General features: G+C 35.0%; 20 protein-coding genes and 5 pseudogenes. 7 read left to right on the top strand and 18 right to left on the bottom strand.

Translation table 11 applies throughout. The features are described from left to right. Positions 1–102 precede the first annotated feature (102 nt). On the bottom strand, positions 103–426 hold the full coding sequence (locus M44_RS06485) for a DUF4870 domain-containing protein (protein WP_010172087.1): 324 nt from the start codon (positions 424–426) through the stop codon (positions 103–105). A gap of 135 nt (positions 427–561) precedes the next feature. On the opposite strand from M44_RS06485, the pseudogene M44_RS20955 reads away from it, so the two are divergent. The 3 pseudogenes from M44_RS20955 to M44_RS20945 all read left to right on the top strand — a co-directional run bounded on the left by M44_RS20955 (position 562) and on the right by M44_RS20945 (position 3,115). Next, positions 562–1,145 (top strand): annotated as a pseudogene (locus tag M44_RS20955) (DedA family protein). Between the two features lie 6 nt (positions 1,146–1,151). Next, a pseudogene (locus tag M44_RS20950) lies at positions 1,152–2,278 on the top strand (amidohydrolase). A gap of 282 nt (positions 2,279–2,560) precedes the next feature. Next, positions 2,561–3,115 (top strand): annotated as a pseudogene (locus M44_RS20945) (GNAT family N-acetyltransferase). Positions 3,116–3,299: 184 nt separating this feature from the next. Here M44_RS20945 and M44_RS06465 read toward each other — a convergent pair. The 7 genes from M44_RS06465 to M44_RS26015 are packed head-to-tail and all read right to left on the bottom strand — an operon-like array spanning position 3,300 to position 8,210. Continuing rightward, the gene (locus M44_RS06465; protein WP_010172077.1) at positions 3,300–4,373 is read right to left on the bottom strand and encodes an undecaprenyldiphospho-muramoylpentapeptide beta-N-acetylglucosaminyltransferase; all 1,074 of its coding nucleotides are present in this window, start codon (positions 4,371–4,373) and stop codon (positions 3,300–3,302) included. 21 nt (positions 4,374–4,394) lie between these two features. Then, positions 4,395–5,525 (bottom strand): phytoene desaturase family protein, encoded by a 1,131-nt coding sequence (locus M44_RS20940; protein WP_237705233.1) that lies wholly within the window; start codon positions 5,523–5,525, stop codon positions 4,395–4,397. Positions 5,526–5,539: 14 nt separating this feature from the next. Further along, on the bottom strand, positions 5,540–5,863 hold the full coding sequence (locus tag M44_RS27915) for an NAD(P)-binding protein (protein ID WP_237705218.1): 324 nt from the start codon (positions 5,861–5,863) through the stop codon (positions 5,540–5,542). Further along, positions 5,860–6,531, bottom strand: a complete 672-nt coding sequence (locus tag M44_RS24910) for a glycosyltransferase family 2 protein (protein ID WP_010172075.1) — start codon at positions 6,529–6,531, stop codon at positions 5,860–5,862. Before M44_RS24910 ends, M44_RS27915 begins: the two co-directional genes overlap by 4 nt. Positions 6,532–6,580: 49 nt before the next feature. Beyond that, positions 6,581–6,892, bottom strand: coding sequence for a glycosyltransferase family 2 protein (locus tag M44_RS24905; protein WP_010172073.1), 312 nt, complete (start codon positions 6,890–6,892; stop codon positions 6,581–6,583). A gap of 53 nt (positions 6,893–6,945) precedes the next feature. Continuing rightward, positions 6,946–7,680, bottom strand: coding sequence for a lysophospholipid acyltransferase family protein (locus M44_RS06450; protein ID WP_010172071.1), 735 nt, complete (start codon positions 7,678–7,680; stop codon positions 6,946–6,948). Beyond that, positions 7,677–8,210, bottom strand: coding sequence for a carotenoid biosynthesis protein (locus M44_RS26015; RefSeq protein ID WP_237705232.1), 534 nt, complete (start codon positions 8,208–8,210; stop codon positions 7,677–7,679). The genes M44_RS06450 and M44_RS26015 overlap by 4 nt, the downstream gene beginning before the upstream one ends. A 350-nt stretch (positions 8,211–8,560) precedes the next feature. On the opposite strand from M44_RS26015, the pseudogene M44_RS20925 reads away from it, so the two are divergent. Continuing rightward, positions 8,561–9,938, top strand: a pseudogene (locus tag M44_RS20925) (MATE family efflux transporter). 128 nt (positions 9,939–10,066) lie between these two features. On the opposite strand, the gene M44_RS06435 reads toward M44_RS20925, so the two are convergent. Next, complete coding sequence (locus tag M44_RS06435; protein WP_010172062.1) at positions 10,067–10,582, bottom strand: GNAT family N-acetyltransferase; 516 nt, start codon at positions 10,580–10,582, stop codon at positions 10,067–10,069. A 34-nt stretch (positions 10,583–10,616) separates the two neighbouring features. Further along, positions 10,617–10,874, bottom strand: a complete 258-nt coding sequence (locus tag M44_RS26010) for a hypothetical protein (protein WP_420167097.1) — start codon at positions 10,872–10,874, stop codon at positions 10,617–10,619. Between the two features lie 45 nt (positions 10,875–10,919). On the opposite strand from M44_RS26010, the pseudogene M44_RS20920 reads away from it, so the two are divergent. Next, positions 10,920–11,158: pseudogene (locus M44_RS20920) on the top strand (DNA alkylation repair protein). A gap of 163 nt (positions 11,159–11,321) precedes the next feature. Here the strand turns inward: M44_RS20920 and M44_RS20915 are convergent. Continuing rightward, on the bottom strand, positions 11,322–12,176 hold the full coding sequence (locus tag M44_RS20915) for a CobW family GTP-binding protein (RefSeq protein ID WP_337444050.1): 855 nt from the start codon (positions 12,174–12,176) through the stop codon (positions 11,322–11,324). Positions 12,177–12,430: 254 nt separating this feature from the next. Here M44_RS20915 and M44_RS20910 point away from each other — a divergent pair, with 254 nt between their 5' ends. After that, the gene (locus tag M44_RS20910; RefSeq protein WP_010172052.1) at positions 12,431–13,243 is read left to right on the top strand and encodes an STAS domain-containing protein; all 813 of its coding nucleotides are present in this window, start codon (positions 12,431–12,433) and stop codon (positions 13,241–13,243) included. Between the two features lie 52 nt (positions 13,244–13,295). Here M44_RS20910 and M44_RS29335 read toward each other — a convergent pair whose 3' ends face one another. From M44_RS29335 to deoD, 5 genes are all read right to left on the bottom strand, one after another. Next, positions 13,296–13,880, bottom strand: a complete 585-nt coding sequence (locus tag M44_RS29335; protein WP_337444043.1) for a S41 family peptidase — start codon at positions 13,878–13,880, stop codon at positions 13,296–13,298. A 23-nt stretch (positions 13,881–13,903) separates the two neighbouring features. Beyond that, positions 13,904–14,764, bottom strand: a complete 861-nt coding sequence (locus M44_RS29330) for a S41 family peptidase (protein ID WP_337444042.1) — start codon at positions 14,762–14,764, stop codon at positions 13,904–13,906. A 106-nt stretch (positions 14,765–14,870) separates the two neighbouring features. Next, positions 14,871–15,122, bottom strand: coding sequence for a YitT family protein (locus M44_RS28755; RefSeq protein WP_010172050.1), 252 nt, complete (start codon positions 15,120–15,122; stop codon positions 14,871–14,873). Further along, the gene (locus tag M44_RS28750; protein ID WP_272941182.1) at positions 15,070–15,273 is read right to left on the bottom strand and encodes a hypothetical protein; all 204 of its coding nucleotides are present in this window, start codon (positions 15,271–15,273) and stop codon (positions 15,070–15,072) included. The genes M44_RS28755 and M44_RS28750 overlap by 53 nt, the downstream gene beginning before the upstream one ends. 298 nt (positions 15,274–15,571) lie before the next feature. Further along, a complete protein-coding gene (gene deoD / locus M44_RS06400) occupies positions 15,572–16,279 on the bottom strand; it encodes a purine-nucleoside phosphorylase (RefSeq protein ID WP_010172048.1) in 708 nt (235 codons plus the stop codon). Between the two features lie 279 nt (positions 16,280–16,558). On the opposite strand from deoD, the gene M44_RS27495 reads away from it, so the two are divergent. Then, positions 16,559–16,705: a hypothetical protein gene (locus M44_RS27495; protein WP_010172043.1), complete on the top strand. Its 147-nt coding sequence runs from the start codon at positions 16,559–16,561 to the stop codon at positions 16,703–16,705. Positions 16,706–16,791: 86 nt separating this feature from the next. Here M44_RS27495 and M44_RS06385 read toward each other — a convergent pair whose 3' ends face one another. Both M44_RS06385 and M44_RS06380 read right to left on the bottom strand, forming a co-directional pair. Continuing rightward, positions 16,792–17,112 (bottom strand): YodL domain-containing protein, encoded by a 321-nt coding sequence (locus M44_RS06385; RefSeq protein ID WP_010172041.1) that lies wholly within the window; start codon positions 17,110–17,112, stop codon positions 16,792–16,794. 89 nt (positions 17,113–17,201) lie between these two features. After that, positions 17,202–17,972, bottom strand: coding sequence for a sporulation protein (locus M44_RS06380; protein WP_010172039.1), 771 nt, complete (start codon positions 17,970–17,972; stop codon positions 17,202–17,204). Positions 17,973–18,044: the final 72 nt, after the last annotated feature.

Below are 18,044 nucleotides of genomic sequence, written 5' to 3'. Positions count from 1 at the left end.
TCATTTTAAAATACCTCATCTGCAAGAGTAAACTCTTTTACTCTATTTCATATTGTAGATGAACTAAAAAAGGAAGTCTAAGACTCCCTTTTTCACTAGGTACTAAACGATCCTAAATATAGCTGGAATACGATATTCTTCTCCTTCATATGCCTTTATCGCAGCAATTATAGTAAAGATAAATCCTGCAATTGATACGACTGCGAGCAATGCGAATCCAATTAAAATAAACGTTAATACACCCGATATTACCGTATATATAGTGTACGAAATTAAGAAGTTCAAATATTGACGACCATGATAATCAACAAATGAACTACTATCCTTCTTTACAATCCACAGGATAATTGGACCTATAAATGCAGTGAAAAAACTTATAACATATATTAGTGCGGCAAATAATCTTTCATCGTTGTTTGGCTTCATTTATTTCTCCTCCCTTCTATATAAGATTATACGAATGAATAGAACAAATAGTTTCAGTTCTTTTTTACTTTATCCAGCCCATAAATTATAACAGACTATAGCCTGTCTTCAATATATTTGAAAGGAGAACATAGTGTGAACTGGATAGAATCCTTTCTGCTGTCTCTTGAACAATTGGGTTATTTTGGGATTTTTCTCGGGCTAACTCTTGAAATTATACCAAGTGAATTGGTGTTAGCTTACGGTGGATATTTAATTGGAATTGGAAAGATTAGCTTTTTAGGCGCGTTAATTGCTGGAATCATTGGAGGTACCCTTGCTCAAATCATCGTATATTTGTTGGGCAGACTGGTCGGTCGGCCATTTTTTATTCATTATGGTAAATTTTTTCTTATATCAGAAAAGCATTTATGCCAATCAGAAGAGTGGTTTGAAAACACGGGCATTTTGTCGTATTTTTTGCACGATTTATTCCTGTAATCCGACATGCCATTTCCATACCTGCTGGTGTGAGTAAGATGCCAATTGGAATATTTACACTCTATACTGTTGGAGCCATGATTCCTTGGACAATATTATTCCTACTGCTTGGGATGGAACTCGGTACCTACTGGCCAAGGATTGAAGAAGTAGCAAAGCCATATATACTGCCAATTATTCTATTTTCTGTTATTTCTGGTAGCATCTTATTATGGATCAATCATCGATCTTCAAAATAAAGGGGAATCACTATGATATTACTAAAGAACGGCACTGTGCATACTGTGACAAATGGTACATTCTCTAAAATAGATGTTCTACTCTATAAGAAAAAGATTATAAGAATCGGTAACATCACAGAAATACCCCCTGGCTGTGAAATATTTGATTGTACAGATCTTCATATTCTTCCAGGGTTAATAGATGCTCACACTCACCTTGGCCTATATGACGAAGGTACGGGGTGGGCAGGTAACGATGCGAACGAAAGTATTGAACCACTAACTCCACATATTAGAGCGTTAGATGGTGTATATCCATTAGATACAGCTTTTTCTGATGCTATAAGGTACGGAGTGACTACAGTGAACATTATGCCAGGAAGTTCTAACGTGATCGGGGGAATCACATCTGTTATCAAAACTTATGGAAAAAAAATAGATGATATGATTAATAAAAAAAAGAATCTGGATTAAAAATTGCTCTTGGTGAAAACCCGAAGCGTATTCATAGTAATGGAAGAAACGATTCTATTACTAGAATGGGAATTATGGGTATGTTAAGAGAGGCATTTTTTGATGTGAAAACTAAACAATCAGACGATTTTCGATCACTAGCCATTCGGAAAGCATTAAATCAAGAAATCCCTGTACGGATTCACGCTCATAGGGCAGATGATATTATATCAGCACTTCGATTTGCAGATGAGTTTCAATTAGATGTACGTATCGAACACTGTACGGAAGGCCACTTAATTACTGAGTACTTAAGGGAAAGAAATTTAAAAGTAACCGTTGGACCTACCTTAACGAGAAGATCGAAAGTTGAATTAAAGAATAAAAGTTGGTCCACCTATACACACTTAACCAATGCTGGAGTAGAAGTGTCCATCACAACGGACCATCCATATACGCCTATTCAATATTTGCATATATGTGCAAGTATTGCTGTTCGAGAAGGATTAACACCCCAAAAAGCTCTAGAAGGTATTACCATTCTACCGGCCATAAACTTAGGTGTATCTCATCGAGTTGGAAGTATTGAGTTAGGAAAAGATGCAGACCTAGTTGTTTGGAATGAGCATCCTTTTCACTATTTGTCCAAACCATTATATACATTTATTAATGGAGAATGTGTAAGTCGAAACATGTAATAATATGATGAAAATTTTTCTAGAAAAATAAATAAATAACCTATTCCCTTCTTCACTTATTTTTAGTATTATACATAAGTAACTTGTTTTTAGATATATTTCTATTCACATAACATATGTACGTTACGTCATGTGATTTAGGGAAGGCAAATGGTGCGCCACCAACAAAGTTGGTTCTAGTGGGTTCGATTCCCACCCCGAAATTTTTTATGCAATTTATGAAAAATTTCGAGGGTGGTCGATTAACTATGACTCCGACTGCTCTCTTTGGAGGGTAAAATAATGCTCAAAAAACGACGAAATTCAAGACAGTCACATCCTTTTTGAGCTTATGTCGCATCCAGAGGTCTTCCCTTTTGTGCGCCATAAAGCTTATTCATATGATGAGTTTGTCTTTTTAACTAAAAAAACAATAGAAGCAGAAGAACGTGAAGAATTAATCTCTCGAACAATTTTAGATGAATGGGGCACTCCTATTGGAACCATTAATTTATTTGATATTGAAGAGGGTGCTGGGTTTCTAGGAACATGGTTAGGGAAGCCATATCACGGAAAAGGCTACAATTCAGTAGCTAAGGAAGCATTTTTTAACGAATTATTTTTTGAATTAAATATTCATACTATTTCATGCGTATTCGTAAAGAAAATGTACGCTCACAAAAAGCAGCAGAGAAACTTCCATATGTCGTAAAAGCTAATGAAACTCGCCCATCCATTTATGAAGCATTAAATGCAAATGGTCCTGTATATGACCTTTATGAAATCTCAAAAGATCTTTATACTCTTTACCTTTATAGAAAAGAAGAACATACAGAAGAAACAGCGCTTGAAGCATAAACAAAACTCGAGGATGAGATCCTCGTAGTTTTTTTATGGAATGATTACATTTTTATGTCAAATGCCCTCAGTTATATTGATCCAGTATGGTTTGTACAAAAGCTTCATGATTCGAACTATCACCACCCTTTCCTTTAAAGTTTTCTTCGCTATTTTGAAAAAAGGTGATTCCTATCGGAATCACCTACTGCTTATTATGTGAGTCTATCTTTTTGTACATCTCTGGAACAGATAGCGCAGCTTTTGAAACTTTCATTTTTTCAATCATACTCTTTTGACTGTCCATCAGTTTTTGTAAAGCGAGTAAAAGAGATTCATCTGATAAATTTTCTTCTTCGAGTTTAATCGCAAACCCTTGCTTCTCAAAAGAATCGGCATTTAATATCTGATCACCTCTACTTGCTTGTCTTGAAAGAGGAATTAATATCATTGGTTTACGAAGAGCCAAGAATTCAAATATAGAGTTAGACCCCGCTCGACTAATGACATGATCACTCGCTGAAATATAGTGTGCTAATTCGGATTGTACAAACTCGAATTGCTTGTATCCCTTGTCATTGAGGGTAGAATCAATGTTGCCTTTCCCACAAATATGTACAATTTGATACTCTTCAAGGAGCTTATGTAGATTGTGACGAATTGCTTCATTTATTTTTTGAGCTCCTAAACTTCCTCCCATTATGAGTAAGATAGGTTTTTGCTCATGAAAGCCTAATAAACGTCTCCCTTCTGATGGATCTCCTTTAAAAAGCTCTTCACGGATAATAGCTCCAATATACTCTGATTTTTCTGATGGTAAATGATTGATGGCTTCTGGAAAAGTTGTATAAATCCTGGATGCAAATGGGGTGGCCATTTTATTTGCAAGTCCAGGTGTATAGTCGGACTCATGGATCAGCGTAGGAACACCTGCCATTTTACTTGCCATTATAACAGGTACTGTTACAAATCCACCTTTAGAAAAAACAATATCGGGCTTTATTTTTCGGATAGCTCGATAAGCGTCCCACACTCCTTTTCCAACTTTAAATGGATCAGAGAAATTTTTCCAAGAAAAATACCTTCTTAGCTTCCCGCTTGATATTTCATAATATGGAATATCCAGAAATTGCTCTTGAATCATAGTCTTTTCAATACCATCTTTAGATCCAATGTAAGCAATTTCCCAGCCTTTTTCTTTAAAAAATGGAATAAGAGCGGTATTCACAGTTACATGCCCTGCACTTCCTCCACCTGTAAATACAATTGTTCGAGACATGTTATTCTCTCCATTCTATTCTTACAATTTATACTTTTTAATGATTTCTTTCGCTACATTAACTCCTGATATCGTGACCATTGGAGACCCTCCTCCTGGGTGGGTTGTGCCGCCAACGTAATATATATTATCGATATCTTGGTTTCGGTTATATGGTCGTAAAAAACTATCCTTCATACGGTGAGAAGATATACCGTAAAGAGAACCCTTATAGGCAAAATAATCTTTTTGAATAGAAGAGGCCGTAATCACCTTTTCGTATTCTAAATATGGGCGAATTGAAACGCCCATTCGTTCTAGTTTATCATATACTTTCTCTTTATACAGTAACTTTTCTTCCTCTGATATGTGAGTCGCTGGTGAATTCACTAAAATAAAAAAGTTACTCCCTTTTGTCCGTTCTCTATCTGTTTTAGCTGAATGACTTATGTAGATGGTCGGATCGTCAGGTAAAGTATTTTCTTCAAATAATTGATAGAATTCTTTTTTATAATCGCTTGTAAAATATACATGATGATGATGGACATTGGGGTTAAACTCCCTTACCCCTGCTAAAATAACAAATGCTGAGATGGAAGGGTCATATTGATCTAATTTACTATCCTTATAACTCGGTCGTTCAGATTCATTTAGTAAATGTTTGGTTGAAGTAATAAAGTCTCCATTTATGATCACTTCATCACCGTAGATTACTTCTCCTTTATCTGTCTGAACACCCAAAACCCTTTTATCTTTCACCATCATTTTTTTAACAACCGTATTAAACTTAATACAACCTCCTAATTCTTTAAACACCTTTAGAAAGCTTTGAGCAATTTGCGTGTTTCCACCTTTTGTATAGAATACTCCATCATTCATTTCTAAATGACCAATTAGTGAAAATGTTGCTGGTGACTTATATGGACTCGAGCCAATATACGTGGCATATCGGTTAAACACCATCAGAACATGAGGATCTTTAAAATATTTCTCGTGAAAATCATTCATCCTTCTAAACGGTTTTACTTTCATGAACGCTTTTGAAAGACTCGGAGATAAATAATCTCGAAACGATTGAAACGTACGGTAGAAGAATTGTGTATTGGCGTCTTTATATAACTTTTCAACAGCTTTTAGGTAAGAAGGATACTGTTTAGCACCGTAAGAATCAATTTTCTTAAGCTCTTCTATCTATTTTTTTTTGTATTAGAACTTTGTAATAATCTGGTTCCGTCTTCCCATTCATTCATTGTGTGATTTTCTAATCGAATAAATTGTAAATAATCTTGAGCATTAAATCCCGCTTCATTTATTACATTAGTAAATACATGTGGCATCGTAATAGTATTTGGACCAAAGTCAAATGAATAGCCTTGCTCCTTATACTCCCTCATTTTTCCACCAGCATGTTGGTTCTTTTCTATAATAGTTACTTGAAACCCTTTAGATTGTAATAAGATGCCAGCAGCCAAACCACCTAACCCGGCTCCTACAATAACTACTGTCTTCATATATAGTTACGTCCTTTCCATTCATATGCTTTTCCCTTTACGTTCTTTATCATACTTGACCATAATAGAATGAGCATACATATCGTCGCAATCGGGGTAAGCAGAAAATGTAAGAACTCACCTTTTGTAAACCGGTCAATTAAGATGCTTTGAATGAAAACTAAACAAAGAGGTACTAAAAAATCAACAGATTTTGTGATAAGTCCAATGATAAAAAGCGGGACTGGTACGACATATAATAGAGAATAAAATAAGGTGAAACCTATCACTACGAACGGATTTTTTCCCATACCCAAATATATATTTTTTAAAAATCCTTGCCATACATCCTTATTTGTACTGTACATATTACACGTAACCTTATTTGAGATATTAGCTAATGTTACCCTATATCCAAATTTCTTTAATCTTTTAGCAAAGGTAATATCTTCGACCAAATTCTCTTTTACTGATTCGTGCCCCCCTACTTGTTCGTAGACATTTCGATTAAAAAACATAAAACCACCGTGCGCAGCAGTGAAATTTTTCCACGTAGTATGGTTAGCAAAATGAACAGGTAAAAGCCCAAAAACGAAATAATGTTGGAATGGAACTAACAATTTTGCAAGAATAGGCTTGGTTGGAAAATGGGCAAAACCTGAAATTAATGCGGATTGATATTTTTTCATTAAATAAAAGCATTCTTCGATTACACTTTTCGAAATCCTTACATCAGCATCAAGAAAAAAACAAAAAATCCCCTTTTGCTTCCTTACTCAGGAGATGGCATGCATGAACCTTCCCAACCCACCCTTCAGGTAGTTGAATTCCTTTTATTAATGTAAATCTTTGATCATCTTTAATTAGTTCACTAGCGACATGATTCGTACAATCTGATGATCCATCATCTAATAGAATGATTTCAACATTCTCATAAGTAATAGTTTTTAAAGAGGAGATTAATCCAGGAACATTTTTCTCTTCGTCCCTCATTGGAACAAGTACAGATACAAGCCTACCATCCGTATGCTTACCTTTTAACTTTGGCATACTTATTCCGTTCCATAAGGTAAAAAGTATAAGGAAAAATAAATAAAATGCTACTAGCTAAAACCATTATTTTCCACCCCTATTGAACGGTTTTTTAACACTGTCATCCATTCACTTACCGTTAATCTGCCTCTTACCAACGACGTATAGTGCTTTACATCTTCCTGAATAATAACGTTTTTCACTTGATCAATCTCGTGCTCCATTAATTGTTCAAGTTTGTATGTTAAACCTTTACGGTCCACAACCTCTTCTGTTTCATCCCATTCTTCTCCAATTCGGATAAATAATTCAGGCTTTTGGTCATGTCTAAACGTGTAATAGAAGGTAACAGGGATAATCTTTACATTAGGTGTTTTTTCAATCATATAACTTAGACCACTCATAAACTGTAGAGGCCTTTTTTCAAGGTGTTCTTCCTTGCCTTGAGGGAAAATAAAAACGGTTTTTCCTTCCTTTATACGATCGACGCCAAATTGAAGTGCCTTGACTACACTTTTATATGAATGAGAATTTACTGGAAATGCCCCTAATTTTTTAAAAAACGGAAACTTACTTAGCCCGTCTTCGCTCATAAACGCATAGGCATCTTCTTTTAAATAGGTGTAATTTAAGTAAAATACTAATAATCCGTCCCACCAAGAAGAGTGATTAAACATATAGATACCTTTTGATGTCTTATTACGCCTTAAATCTTCTATATAGATATGATAGAAGTTCCTTTTTAAGAGAAGGGTAAGATACCTATGGAAAAACATTTGAAAGATACCACTCTTGTAATCATTCAAGCACTTCTCCCCCTTACACTAAATGTGGCCATAACAGTAAAAATGGTTAAAACCAACACGGGTCCAACCCATAATCCATTCATCATTGCCGTTAAAACAAACATAAACATAACAAGAAAATATAATACTCTTAAACGAGCTTCCCATATAGGGTCAGATGAAAATCCTTTCCACTGTTTAAGGTAAAAAAGACCCAATTGAATAACAAAAGAAACGGAAAACCATCCAATAAAATTTTGATTAGGGATACCATAATAAAAACCCGTCCCTTCCCAAATCCAATATTCCTTGACAACAAATGAGACAGGATCAATTATTAGATCCATATTAACAGCTAAGATGCTTGTCAATATCGCATATAGAAAAGCATTTTTAATATGTAAAAAATAGACCATACTACTCCCAACTACAAGTAACCATGCAAATCCTATTGTCACAGGAACTCCTAAAAACTGAATGCCAAAATCCTTCTCATAATGGTATTCTCCAAAAATTAATCCATATTCTACACCTAAGTGTTCTGCGAATATAGTTAATACTATAATGAAGAGTGAGATGATGACAGCATAGAATTTTTTTCGAGCGAATTGAGTAAATACAAAATGACTATTAGTCCTGAAACGTATAAAAACACGCTATTAGCCCACTCTAACCATGGTGGCAATAGGTCAAACGCTACTAGAATTACACCACATATGTACCAGATAATAAAAAATGTCCATATCTTCTTTCCAATAGACTCCACAAATATTCCCTCCTAAACTATCTTCTCTCAGTATAAAAGACTTTAGTAATATATTAAAAATTTAAAGCTCATTTGTTGTGCTACATCCATCGGGATATGTTATAATCTTCCTCATTATGACGTCGGAGGAACCATATGAATCAAACATTTACACGAAAGGGACGAATGTCACAATTTTTAATGATTCTTGTCCCCATATTAATTACCCAGCTTGCCATGTTTTCTATGACATTTTTTGATACGATGATGAGTGGACAGTTTCATTATATTGATTTAGCTGGAGTAGCTATAGGATCATCTTTATGGGTACCTGTGTATACAGGACTGAGTGGAATATTGTTTGCCATTACACCTATTATCTCACAAAGTATCGGAGCAAAAGATCAACAAAATGTATCCTTTTCAGTTTTTCAAGGAATTTACACCGGTTTCATTCTTTCCATTCTTGTATATGGTCTTGGATTTATAGGATTAGATCCGTTCCTACAAGCTTTAGATGTGTCAGATGAAACCCGATATATCAGTAAGAACTATTTGCTTGCATTATCCCTGGGTATCTTTCCCTCTTTCTTTACACTGTCCTACGGTCTTTTATCGATGCTCTTGGTTTAACGAGAGTAAGTATGTTCATTACATTAATAGCCTTGCCTCTAAATATTGCATTTAATTTTGTATTTATCTTTGGCCCCTTTGGTCTTCCAGCTTTTGGTGGAATTGGAGCAGGCATTGCCACAAGTCTTACCTATTGGTTCATACTCATTATTACCATTTTCATCATTAAAAATGGAGAGCGCTTTAGACCCTACAGAATTTTCACAGGGTTCCCGCCTCCTTCATTTGTAAAAATAAAAGAAATTTTAATCATTGGAATACCAATTGGTTTATCTATTTTTTTGAAACAAGTATTTTCTCTGCTGTTACTCTTTTAATGGATGATTTTGGCGATACTGTCATTGCAGCACACCAAGCAGCCTTAAACTTTGCTTCCTTTTTATATATGATCCCCCTAAGCGTGTCATTTGCGCTAACAATCGTAGTAGGATTCGAAGTAGGAGCGAATAGAATACAGGATGCGAGAAGTTATGCGCGAATGGGAATTGTAACTGCCGTGTTATTTGCCTTCATTTCTGGAATTATCTTATACATTGGAAAAGATTCTATTTCTTTATTATATAGTCGAAATACAGAAGTAGTTGCTTTGACCTCACAATTTTTACTCTATGCAGCTTTTTTCCAGCTATCCGATGCCATTCAAGCCCCAGTACAAGGAGCATTGAGAGGATACAAAGATGTAAATGTTACGTTTATCATGACCTTAATTTCGTATTGGGTGATCGGACTTCCTCTTGGATATGTTTTGGCTAGTGAAACATCACTAGGACCTTTTGGTTATTGGATTGGTTTAATTGCGGGATTAACAGCAGGAGCCATTACGTTGTCAACTCGATTACATATTATCCAACGTAAGCGCCTATCACTAATCATAGAAAAAAAGGGCGTACCAAATGAATAAGTTTTGGTACGCCCTCTTCTTTAGTACATTACTTGTTTCTATTGTAAATTACTATGTTGATTTAAAATAAAATGAATCTCACCTGTGAATGGAATGCGGTCATAAAATACCGGTTAATCTTACGGCTACTATTCATCTAAGAGCTTATCGTATGCATAAAAAGGGTGATCTTTCCCTAATAAGGTAGGAATCATCCCTACTTTTTTATAGCCATTTTTTTCAAACAACTTTTGTGCCTTTTTATTCTTTATGTATGTATCGGTTCTCATATAATACACACCTGCTTCTTTAGCCACATGTTCGGCATGAGCAATAAGCTTAGAGGCAATACCAGCTCCTCTTGTACTTAAATCAACAGCAATTCTATGAAAGACGAAAGGACGAGTTACATCTTTTCTCCATTCTTTTACACCTTCATATTCTTCTGCTTGCTCTTGATCTACCGTTATCATTCCGATCGGTTTATCCTGCTCATTAACGGCTACATATAGGTTTTCACTTTCGATATCATCAATAAAATCTTTTGCAACAGGATATTCATCCGTCCACTGATCATTTCCATTAGAGTCCATAATGGCAACTGTATCTTCCACTATCTCTAATATTACGGGTAAATCCTCTTCTTTCCTTTCGATTCTAACCATATTTGACCTCCCACTTGTGTAAGCTTCACTCTTTTTAGGCAAGCTCTTTCATGACAGAGATATACTCGCTAATAAGCTTAGTTTGTACATCAGAAGGCAACTTAGATTCATTTATTCGTATCATACTCAAATAAAATTTTTGGTGTGGCGATTTTCTAACTCTTGGATGAGAGTTTTCATCTAGTAATTCTCTTTTGATTAATTCCTTTAGAATGTTATCTTCATTTGAATTATAATGCCGGTCATTCCACAGTGATGAATAGGCAGTCAGTAAATCTTTCAATAAAAACACGTCCTATCGGAAATACTATATTAAAAAGCGGAAAGGAAGACACTTATGTCCAAACCATATTGTTGTCCAGGCTGTAAAACGAATAGAAGTCGATTTAATATTATTGAACAAATTTCCCATGGGGTGAAAATTAACCCACAAACAGGGGATATTGTAGAGGAATACGATCAAAATGTACAAATCCCTTTCATATGATGTATTCTGGACCTTCAATACGAATTCAATGTGCTGCTTGTGGGTTGATAGAAGACGAACGAATATTTCATAAATTTGCAACAAGATAAAGATTCATATAAATATCGTGGGGTTGATTTTTGCAATTGGTATTCCGTACAACTTCGTGCGATGAACGTATCATCATGCGATTCAATCATTTTGAAGATCAACCTCACGACTCTTCATTAAAAACAACGATTTTTGAATTTTATACGTTTATTTTGTTTCCCTTTAACCATCTACTTCATCTATTGTCTTTAGCTGTGTTGAAATATCCTCTATAGAAAGATTTTGACCAATAATAACAAGATTGGTTGGCATTCTCATGTCTTCTGAAAGAAAAATTGGCATTCCAAATGAATATTGAAATAGCTCCGGATACGTTGTTTCTTGGAAAGGAACAAACCCTTTAATTCTAAATACAGATGAAGGCAATGATTCTAGCCAAGCCATGAACTTCTCTCTTTTTATACTCCCCTTGAAAGAATATACGTAAGAACGAAGAGGAGATGAAGTGCTTTCTCTTGTAGTTAGAGCGAGATTAATCCCTTCCTCACTAGTTGAAAGTTCAGTAATAAGATGACTGGGGACAGAGGAATATGTTGTTAACAAAATGGTTGCAGATGGATTCAAACTTGAAAGTTCATATGAAATATTCCCTTTGTCCAACTCCTTAATTTCATCAGTTTTATTGACAACGAGTAAAGAAGCATACTTCACTTGTTCTCTTAATAAATGAAGAATCTGTGGAGATAATTCGCTTCTATTTAGCCATCTTTTTGCATCAACGGTTGTAATAATGCCTTTAAAAAGAAACTGGTCAGCAAATAAAGGACTGAGAACGCTGTCCATTACCTCAACTGGGTGTGCAGCACCCGTTGTTTCAATAACAAGAACATCCCAATCTTTTTCATATAATAGCTCTTGGAGTTGAGCTTCTAGCTTCTCTTGTATTGTGCAACAAATACAGCCATCCAATAATTCTTTAAGTGGAGTATCACTGTCTACTTCACTAGAATCAATAGAGACCTTTCCTAATTCATTCATTAATACCGCAGGTTTTTTACCAGCTTCTTTTAAATGGATTAATAATTTTTTAATAAAGTTGTTTTACCACTACCTAAAAAACCACCTAGTATGTATACTTCTTTTTTCATCTAATAACACCATCCTTAAGAGCTGCCCTTTTAACTATATCATCAAATATATTATGTTTGTAGAATAGTTTCTCAAACAACCGACAATCACAATACACTAAATTTTTGCTTAATACGATTACTTTCTATAAAATAATAATTGTACACTAAAACCAATCCGTAGAAACAATGGAGGAAAATGTTATGTTAGGATCAATTCCAAAAAACTTTCAATGCGAAGATGTATTAAAAAATATTTCAGAAACTATTATTCTTGCAAACAAGGATTTTGAAATTATTTGGTTAAATGATGCAGCAAAGACAAAACTGCAACCACTTTTCACCTTATATAATTTAGATTCAGCTGATCAAGCAATTGGTTTACATATGAACTTTTTTCATAGTAACCCTACAAATCAACAAGAGATTATGAAAAGACTTTCTTCATCCTACAGAACAAGAATCACTATAAAAGAACAGTATGTTGCAGAGACTGTTATTTCTCCCATTTATATTTCCGATACATCAACTATTGAAGGCTACATTCTCATGCTTTTGGATGTTACTAAAGAGGAAAATCAAAAACAAAAGCAGACGAAGTTAATTGATGAGCTTTCTACACCTATCCTTAAGCTTTGGGACGGGATATTAGTCTTCCCCATTGTCGGGTCGTTAAATGAAGAGCGGTCAAAAAAGTTAGTAGAGGTTGCACTAAATCGAATTATAAAAGATAGGGCAGAACATATATTGCTAGATTTATCCTCTCTCAATACAATGGATGAAGTTTCCATTCACTATCTATATCAATTAGTAGATACAATACGCCTTGTTGGTTCAGAAGCATATTTAGTTGGAATTACTCCAGAACTAACATTATCTCTTATAAACAAAGGGTATAAATGGAAAACATTTATGGAAGCTGGACAAGCATTGTTGCATATTATTCAAACATGCAGTGACTCTGAATCTATTCAAGAATTTATTAAACTGTCAGCTAAAAGGTTCATTTCGAAATAAAAACAAAAAAGAGTTCAAAATAAGGAAATTTCTCCTCATTTTGAACTCTCTTTTATTCGTTTTCTGACTTTTCTTGTTCAGGAAACTGAACAGTGTCACCCAAAAGTTCTCTAGCTTTATTTATTTGTGGGTCATCTTCTTTTAACTTACTACGAAGAGCTGTCATTAACTGATAAGTAGTTTCCCCTTCTAGCACACCAGTTTCTTCAAGGCTGTTTTCTGACTGGAACTTCAATAAGCTATCTGTCGTCTCAGCTGAGAATAAGCCATCAATATCTCCAGGTTCATATCCTAGAATGGTTAGAACTTCTTCTGCCACCTTAATTTCTTCTTCCACGTCACCTTCTTTGAATACTTCATCTGGGTTAATATAAGACAACGAAGCATAATTAGGTAACTCAGCTACATGGTCTGGTTCTATTCCTGTTTCATGTATCCAATTTCCATCAGGTGTTAGCCATTTAGACGTTGTATATTTCATATTGCTTCCATCATTAAAGCCTTTTGTTGTTTGAACCGTTCCTTTACCAAATGTTTTGACACCTACTAATTCGATAGCACCAGACTCTTTGGCTGCTCCAGCTAATATTTCAGAAGCAGAGGCACTACCTTCGTCAATTAACATAACAGTTGGCACAGTTACTTTACGACCGTCTTCTGCTACAACTGGTGTTTCACACCATCTCTATCTTCAATTTGCAAGATGTTTTGGCCTTCTGGAATAAACAAATTAGCAATTTCAATAGCTTGGTCTAATAATCCTCCTGGATTTTGGCGAACATCAATAATTAGCTTTTCCATTCCTTCAGATTCCGCTTGATCTAGAGCTTCAAGTAACTCACTATACGTATTTTCTGAGAAGCTTGTGATTTGAATAATCGCTGTGGAATCCTTCATCTCAGAGTAGACTGTTTGAATTGGGATTTCATCTCGCGTAATTGTAATTGTAAGATTTTCAGAAGTACCTGGTCTTTCAATGGTTAAAGAAACGTCAGAACCCTTTTCACCGCGGATCAGCATGACGGCTTCTGTTGAACTCATACCTTGAATACTTTCGCCATCTACTTCTAGAATCTTATCGTTAGGTAGCAGACCGGCTTGTTCAGCTGGTGAACCTTTAATAGGAGAGACAACAATAATATAGCCATCTTTTTCTTGAATCTCTGCCCCTATTCCTTCAAATGAGGAAGAAATGACTTGATTAAACTGTTCAGCTTCCGAAACTGACATATAATCAGAATAAGGGTCTTCAAGAGCATCTAACATTCCATTAATTGCGCCATTTACTAATTCTTCTTGATTAACATCTGTATAGTATTCATTTTGAAGCTGATCATACGCTTCATAAAGCTTGTCAAATTCAAGTCTAGGAGGTATACCTACCTCTACTGCCTTTTCATCTCCAAACGTTAAAGCAAACGTCGTAATACCTGCTGTAAATACTACGAGCAAAATGGTTAATATTATTAGTTGGAATTTTTTTATTTTGAAATAGCCTCTATTCTCATTCTGTTCCTCCACTTACATTTCCACCACTTTCATATCTTATGTATGACTGTTTTATTGTTATACTACCCACCGTGATAACTTTCTCTATTTTATCAGTTTTGCAGAAATTATTAAAGAATTAATAAATTTCCTCATCATTCCTAGACCTTGACATGGCTGCAACACTTAATCCAACAATCACTACGGCAAGTAAAGAATATAAAAATGAAGTTGCCTCAATGATGGATGCACCTATTAATATGATGACAATATCAATGACTAAAATGAAAATACCTACATTCCACTTAGTAGAATCACAAATAACTTGGGCAATTAAATCAATACCCCCAGTTGCTGACCTTTCTTGAATCAATAAAACCAATGCCACCACCTACCGTTATTCCTCCTAAAAAGATGCTAATCCAGACAGGAATATGTAAAGGGAGATTAACTAAATGGAAGACATCGATACAAAAAGAGGTTAACCACAGACCATGAATACTATTAAAAAATAGTTGCCTGTTATGAAAGAAGCTAATGATATATAGCGGTATGCTCAGAACAATTATAGCGAGCCCTGGCTTAATACCTAGCCAATAAAAAAGAAATGAGTCCTATACCTATCATGCCTCCATCCAATAGATGATGAGGTAAAAAAGAAAAAATTTATACCTATTCCTACAAGTATACTCCCTAAAAGAAACCGGAAAATTGTCTTTATCACTCTATACACCTACTTTTACCCATTTACTACATGTATATGTACAAGCTAGGCAAAAGTAGCATGAACATTAAAAAGTTGTACAAAAAACCGCTACCAGTCAGTAGCGATTAAACCTTTTATTCTTCTGTTAATGCCGCTTCCAAAGCGACTTCAATCATATCGTTAAACGTAAGCTGTCTTTCTTCTGCTGTTGTTTCTTCACCTGTTAAAATATGATCACTTACAGTTAGTACAGAAAGTGCATTTCTACCATACTTAGAAGCAAGTGTATAAAGGGCTGTTGTTTCCATTTCTAAAGCTAGGATACCGTACTGAGCCCATTTTTCATGATCTGCTTTGTCATTATAGAACATATCGGCTGTAAAGACATTTCCCACTTTTAAGTTTAACCCTTTTTCAACTCCTGCGTCATAGGCTTTCTTTAATAAATCAAAGTTAGCAGTTGGAGCAAAATCAATTCCATCAAATAAAATTTGGTTCATTCTAGAATCTGTAGAAGAACTCATTGCCAGGATCACATCGCGAACCTTTACGTCTTTTTGAATAGCTCCACATGTTCCTACTCGAATTAAGTTTTGTACATTATAAGATTGCATCAATTCATTAATATAAATGGAGATTGATGGGATTCCCATTCCTGTTCCCTGTACAGAAACTCGTTTGCCCTTATACGTTCCAGTGTACCCAAACATATTACGTACTTCATTGTAACATTCTGCATTTTCTAAAAAGGTTTCAGCAATATATTTTGCTCGAAGTGGATCTCCCGGTAATAACACCGTTTCTGCGATTTGTCCTTCTTTTGCACCAATATGTATACTCATATTCATATCCTCCATTTCGGTATAAAGGTCTGACCTCTAACTTCATTGTAAACGTTTTACTTCTTCGTTTCAATCATTATTCATGGAGTATTATACCCTTTTAACGTAAACACTACTACTAACCTTTATGAAAAAGGAGGGGTATGATGGGCGACAGTAAAAAAATTCAGCAAGCCGTGCAGCATGCAAACGAAACAAATCCCACTTCAAAAAAGAAGACAAAACCTAACTCTTCTAAAAGTGACCAAAAGATTTTATAAAATTAAGGGGGTTTCTTAATTGGGAAAAAAACATCGTAATCGAATTAATGGTCAAAAGAAAAATAATCATATTTCAAAAGATGTTTTAGAAAGTGAACATAATGCCCATGCAAAAGAATGGAGTGGGGAGAAAAGAAAAAATGGTCCTGGTAATCATATAGAGTAATGATCCGTTTATAGATAAAAAAAGAGGATGTCCAAAAGTTACGCTTTTGTAGACAGCCTCTTTTTAAATCTCTTGTATTTTTTCAGTTATCTTAAATGAATACGATTAATCCTATTCCAGCCGCCAACTTCAAGTCTATAAAAGGATGAACCTTTTCGTCCCTCATCAATTTGCACAATATCACCCGTGGAAACATATCTTCCTTTGTAATCTACTGGTATTGAGTCTTGTACATTTAACATTTTATACAATACTTCAAGGGCAAAATCATGAGTAGAACCAAAAATAGTATCTCGGTGAACAAGCTGATAGCCCTTTTTATCACCAAACTGTTCTGTTTGATAAAGGGTTAGTTCATATTCAAAGAATGTTTTCTGCGCGACCTTTTCCCACATCACTTTTAACACTTCATCACCTCTCGTTATGTTTACCACTACTTACAACACACCGAGTGTCGATTCCTTTGATGAAGTACCACTAGTTTTGTCGATAAGACTTATATGAACCTTCGAATTAATGTACCTATCTTTTCTCCTAATACTAGACGATCATGTTCAGTTATCGTCATTCGAATAAAGGATTCATCCATTTCTAAAGCTTCAGATAGCAATCCTCTTAAACCGCGAGCACTGCGATCAACCTGGAATAAGATTTCCGCATTTGTTTCATTTTGATTTAAAAACGTTAATTCTAGTTCATCTAACTTTCCTCTAAATTCACCTGAAGTTGGAACAAATTCAAACTCTTGTAGAAATGGATACCTTTGTCCATATGCATTAGAAGCAGCTTCACATTCTACTTCTCTTAGTCTAAACCCTAGAGATTCAATAGAAGTTAATATTGCATTCGTAAGCGAGTTAGGTTGTACTTCTATATAGTCCAAATCAGTTGGGTCCACTGCATTCTTAATATCCATTCCTGTTGTCACCCAAACACGTGTATTGCTAATAGTTAATGGTGCATCGTGTGGAATCACAATGGTAAAAGGGAGTTCAATCTTTTCCCCTTCCTTAATAGTAAATGGTTCATTTAATCTTTCTTGGACAATTGTAGCTGTGTTTGTATACTTTCGATCATCACTTACCTTAATAAAGGAAGTATGCAAAGCCAAGTAAATGGCATCTACAAATTGCTCCACCTTTCCTCCTTTAATATAAACCACTCCATTAATTCTCTCACCTGCTTGATAAGATGTTTTATCAAGGACCGTATCAACTGTTGCTGCTCCAATACCCATTGTGGCTAATGCTTTCTTGACGATTGACATATTCATTCCTCCATTGACCTATAATATTTTCTTCATACGGCATACATTCAACTACTCCATCATAGAGTGGTA

The sequence above is a fragment of the Bacillus coahuilensis m4-4 genome (assembly GCF_000171615.1).
Lineage (GTDB): Bacteria > Bacillota > Bacilli > Bacillales > Bacillaceae_K > Bacillus_T > Bacillus_T coahuilensis.
Note: the sequence above shows the minus strand (reverse complement) of the source record. Positions and strands in the feature narration are given on the sequence as shown.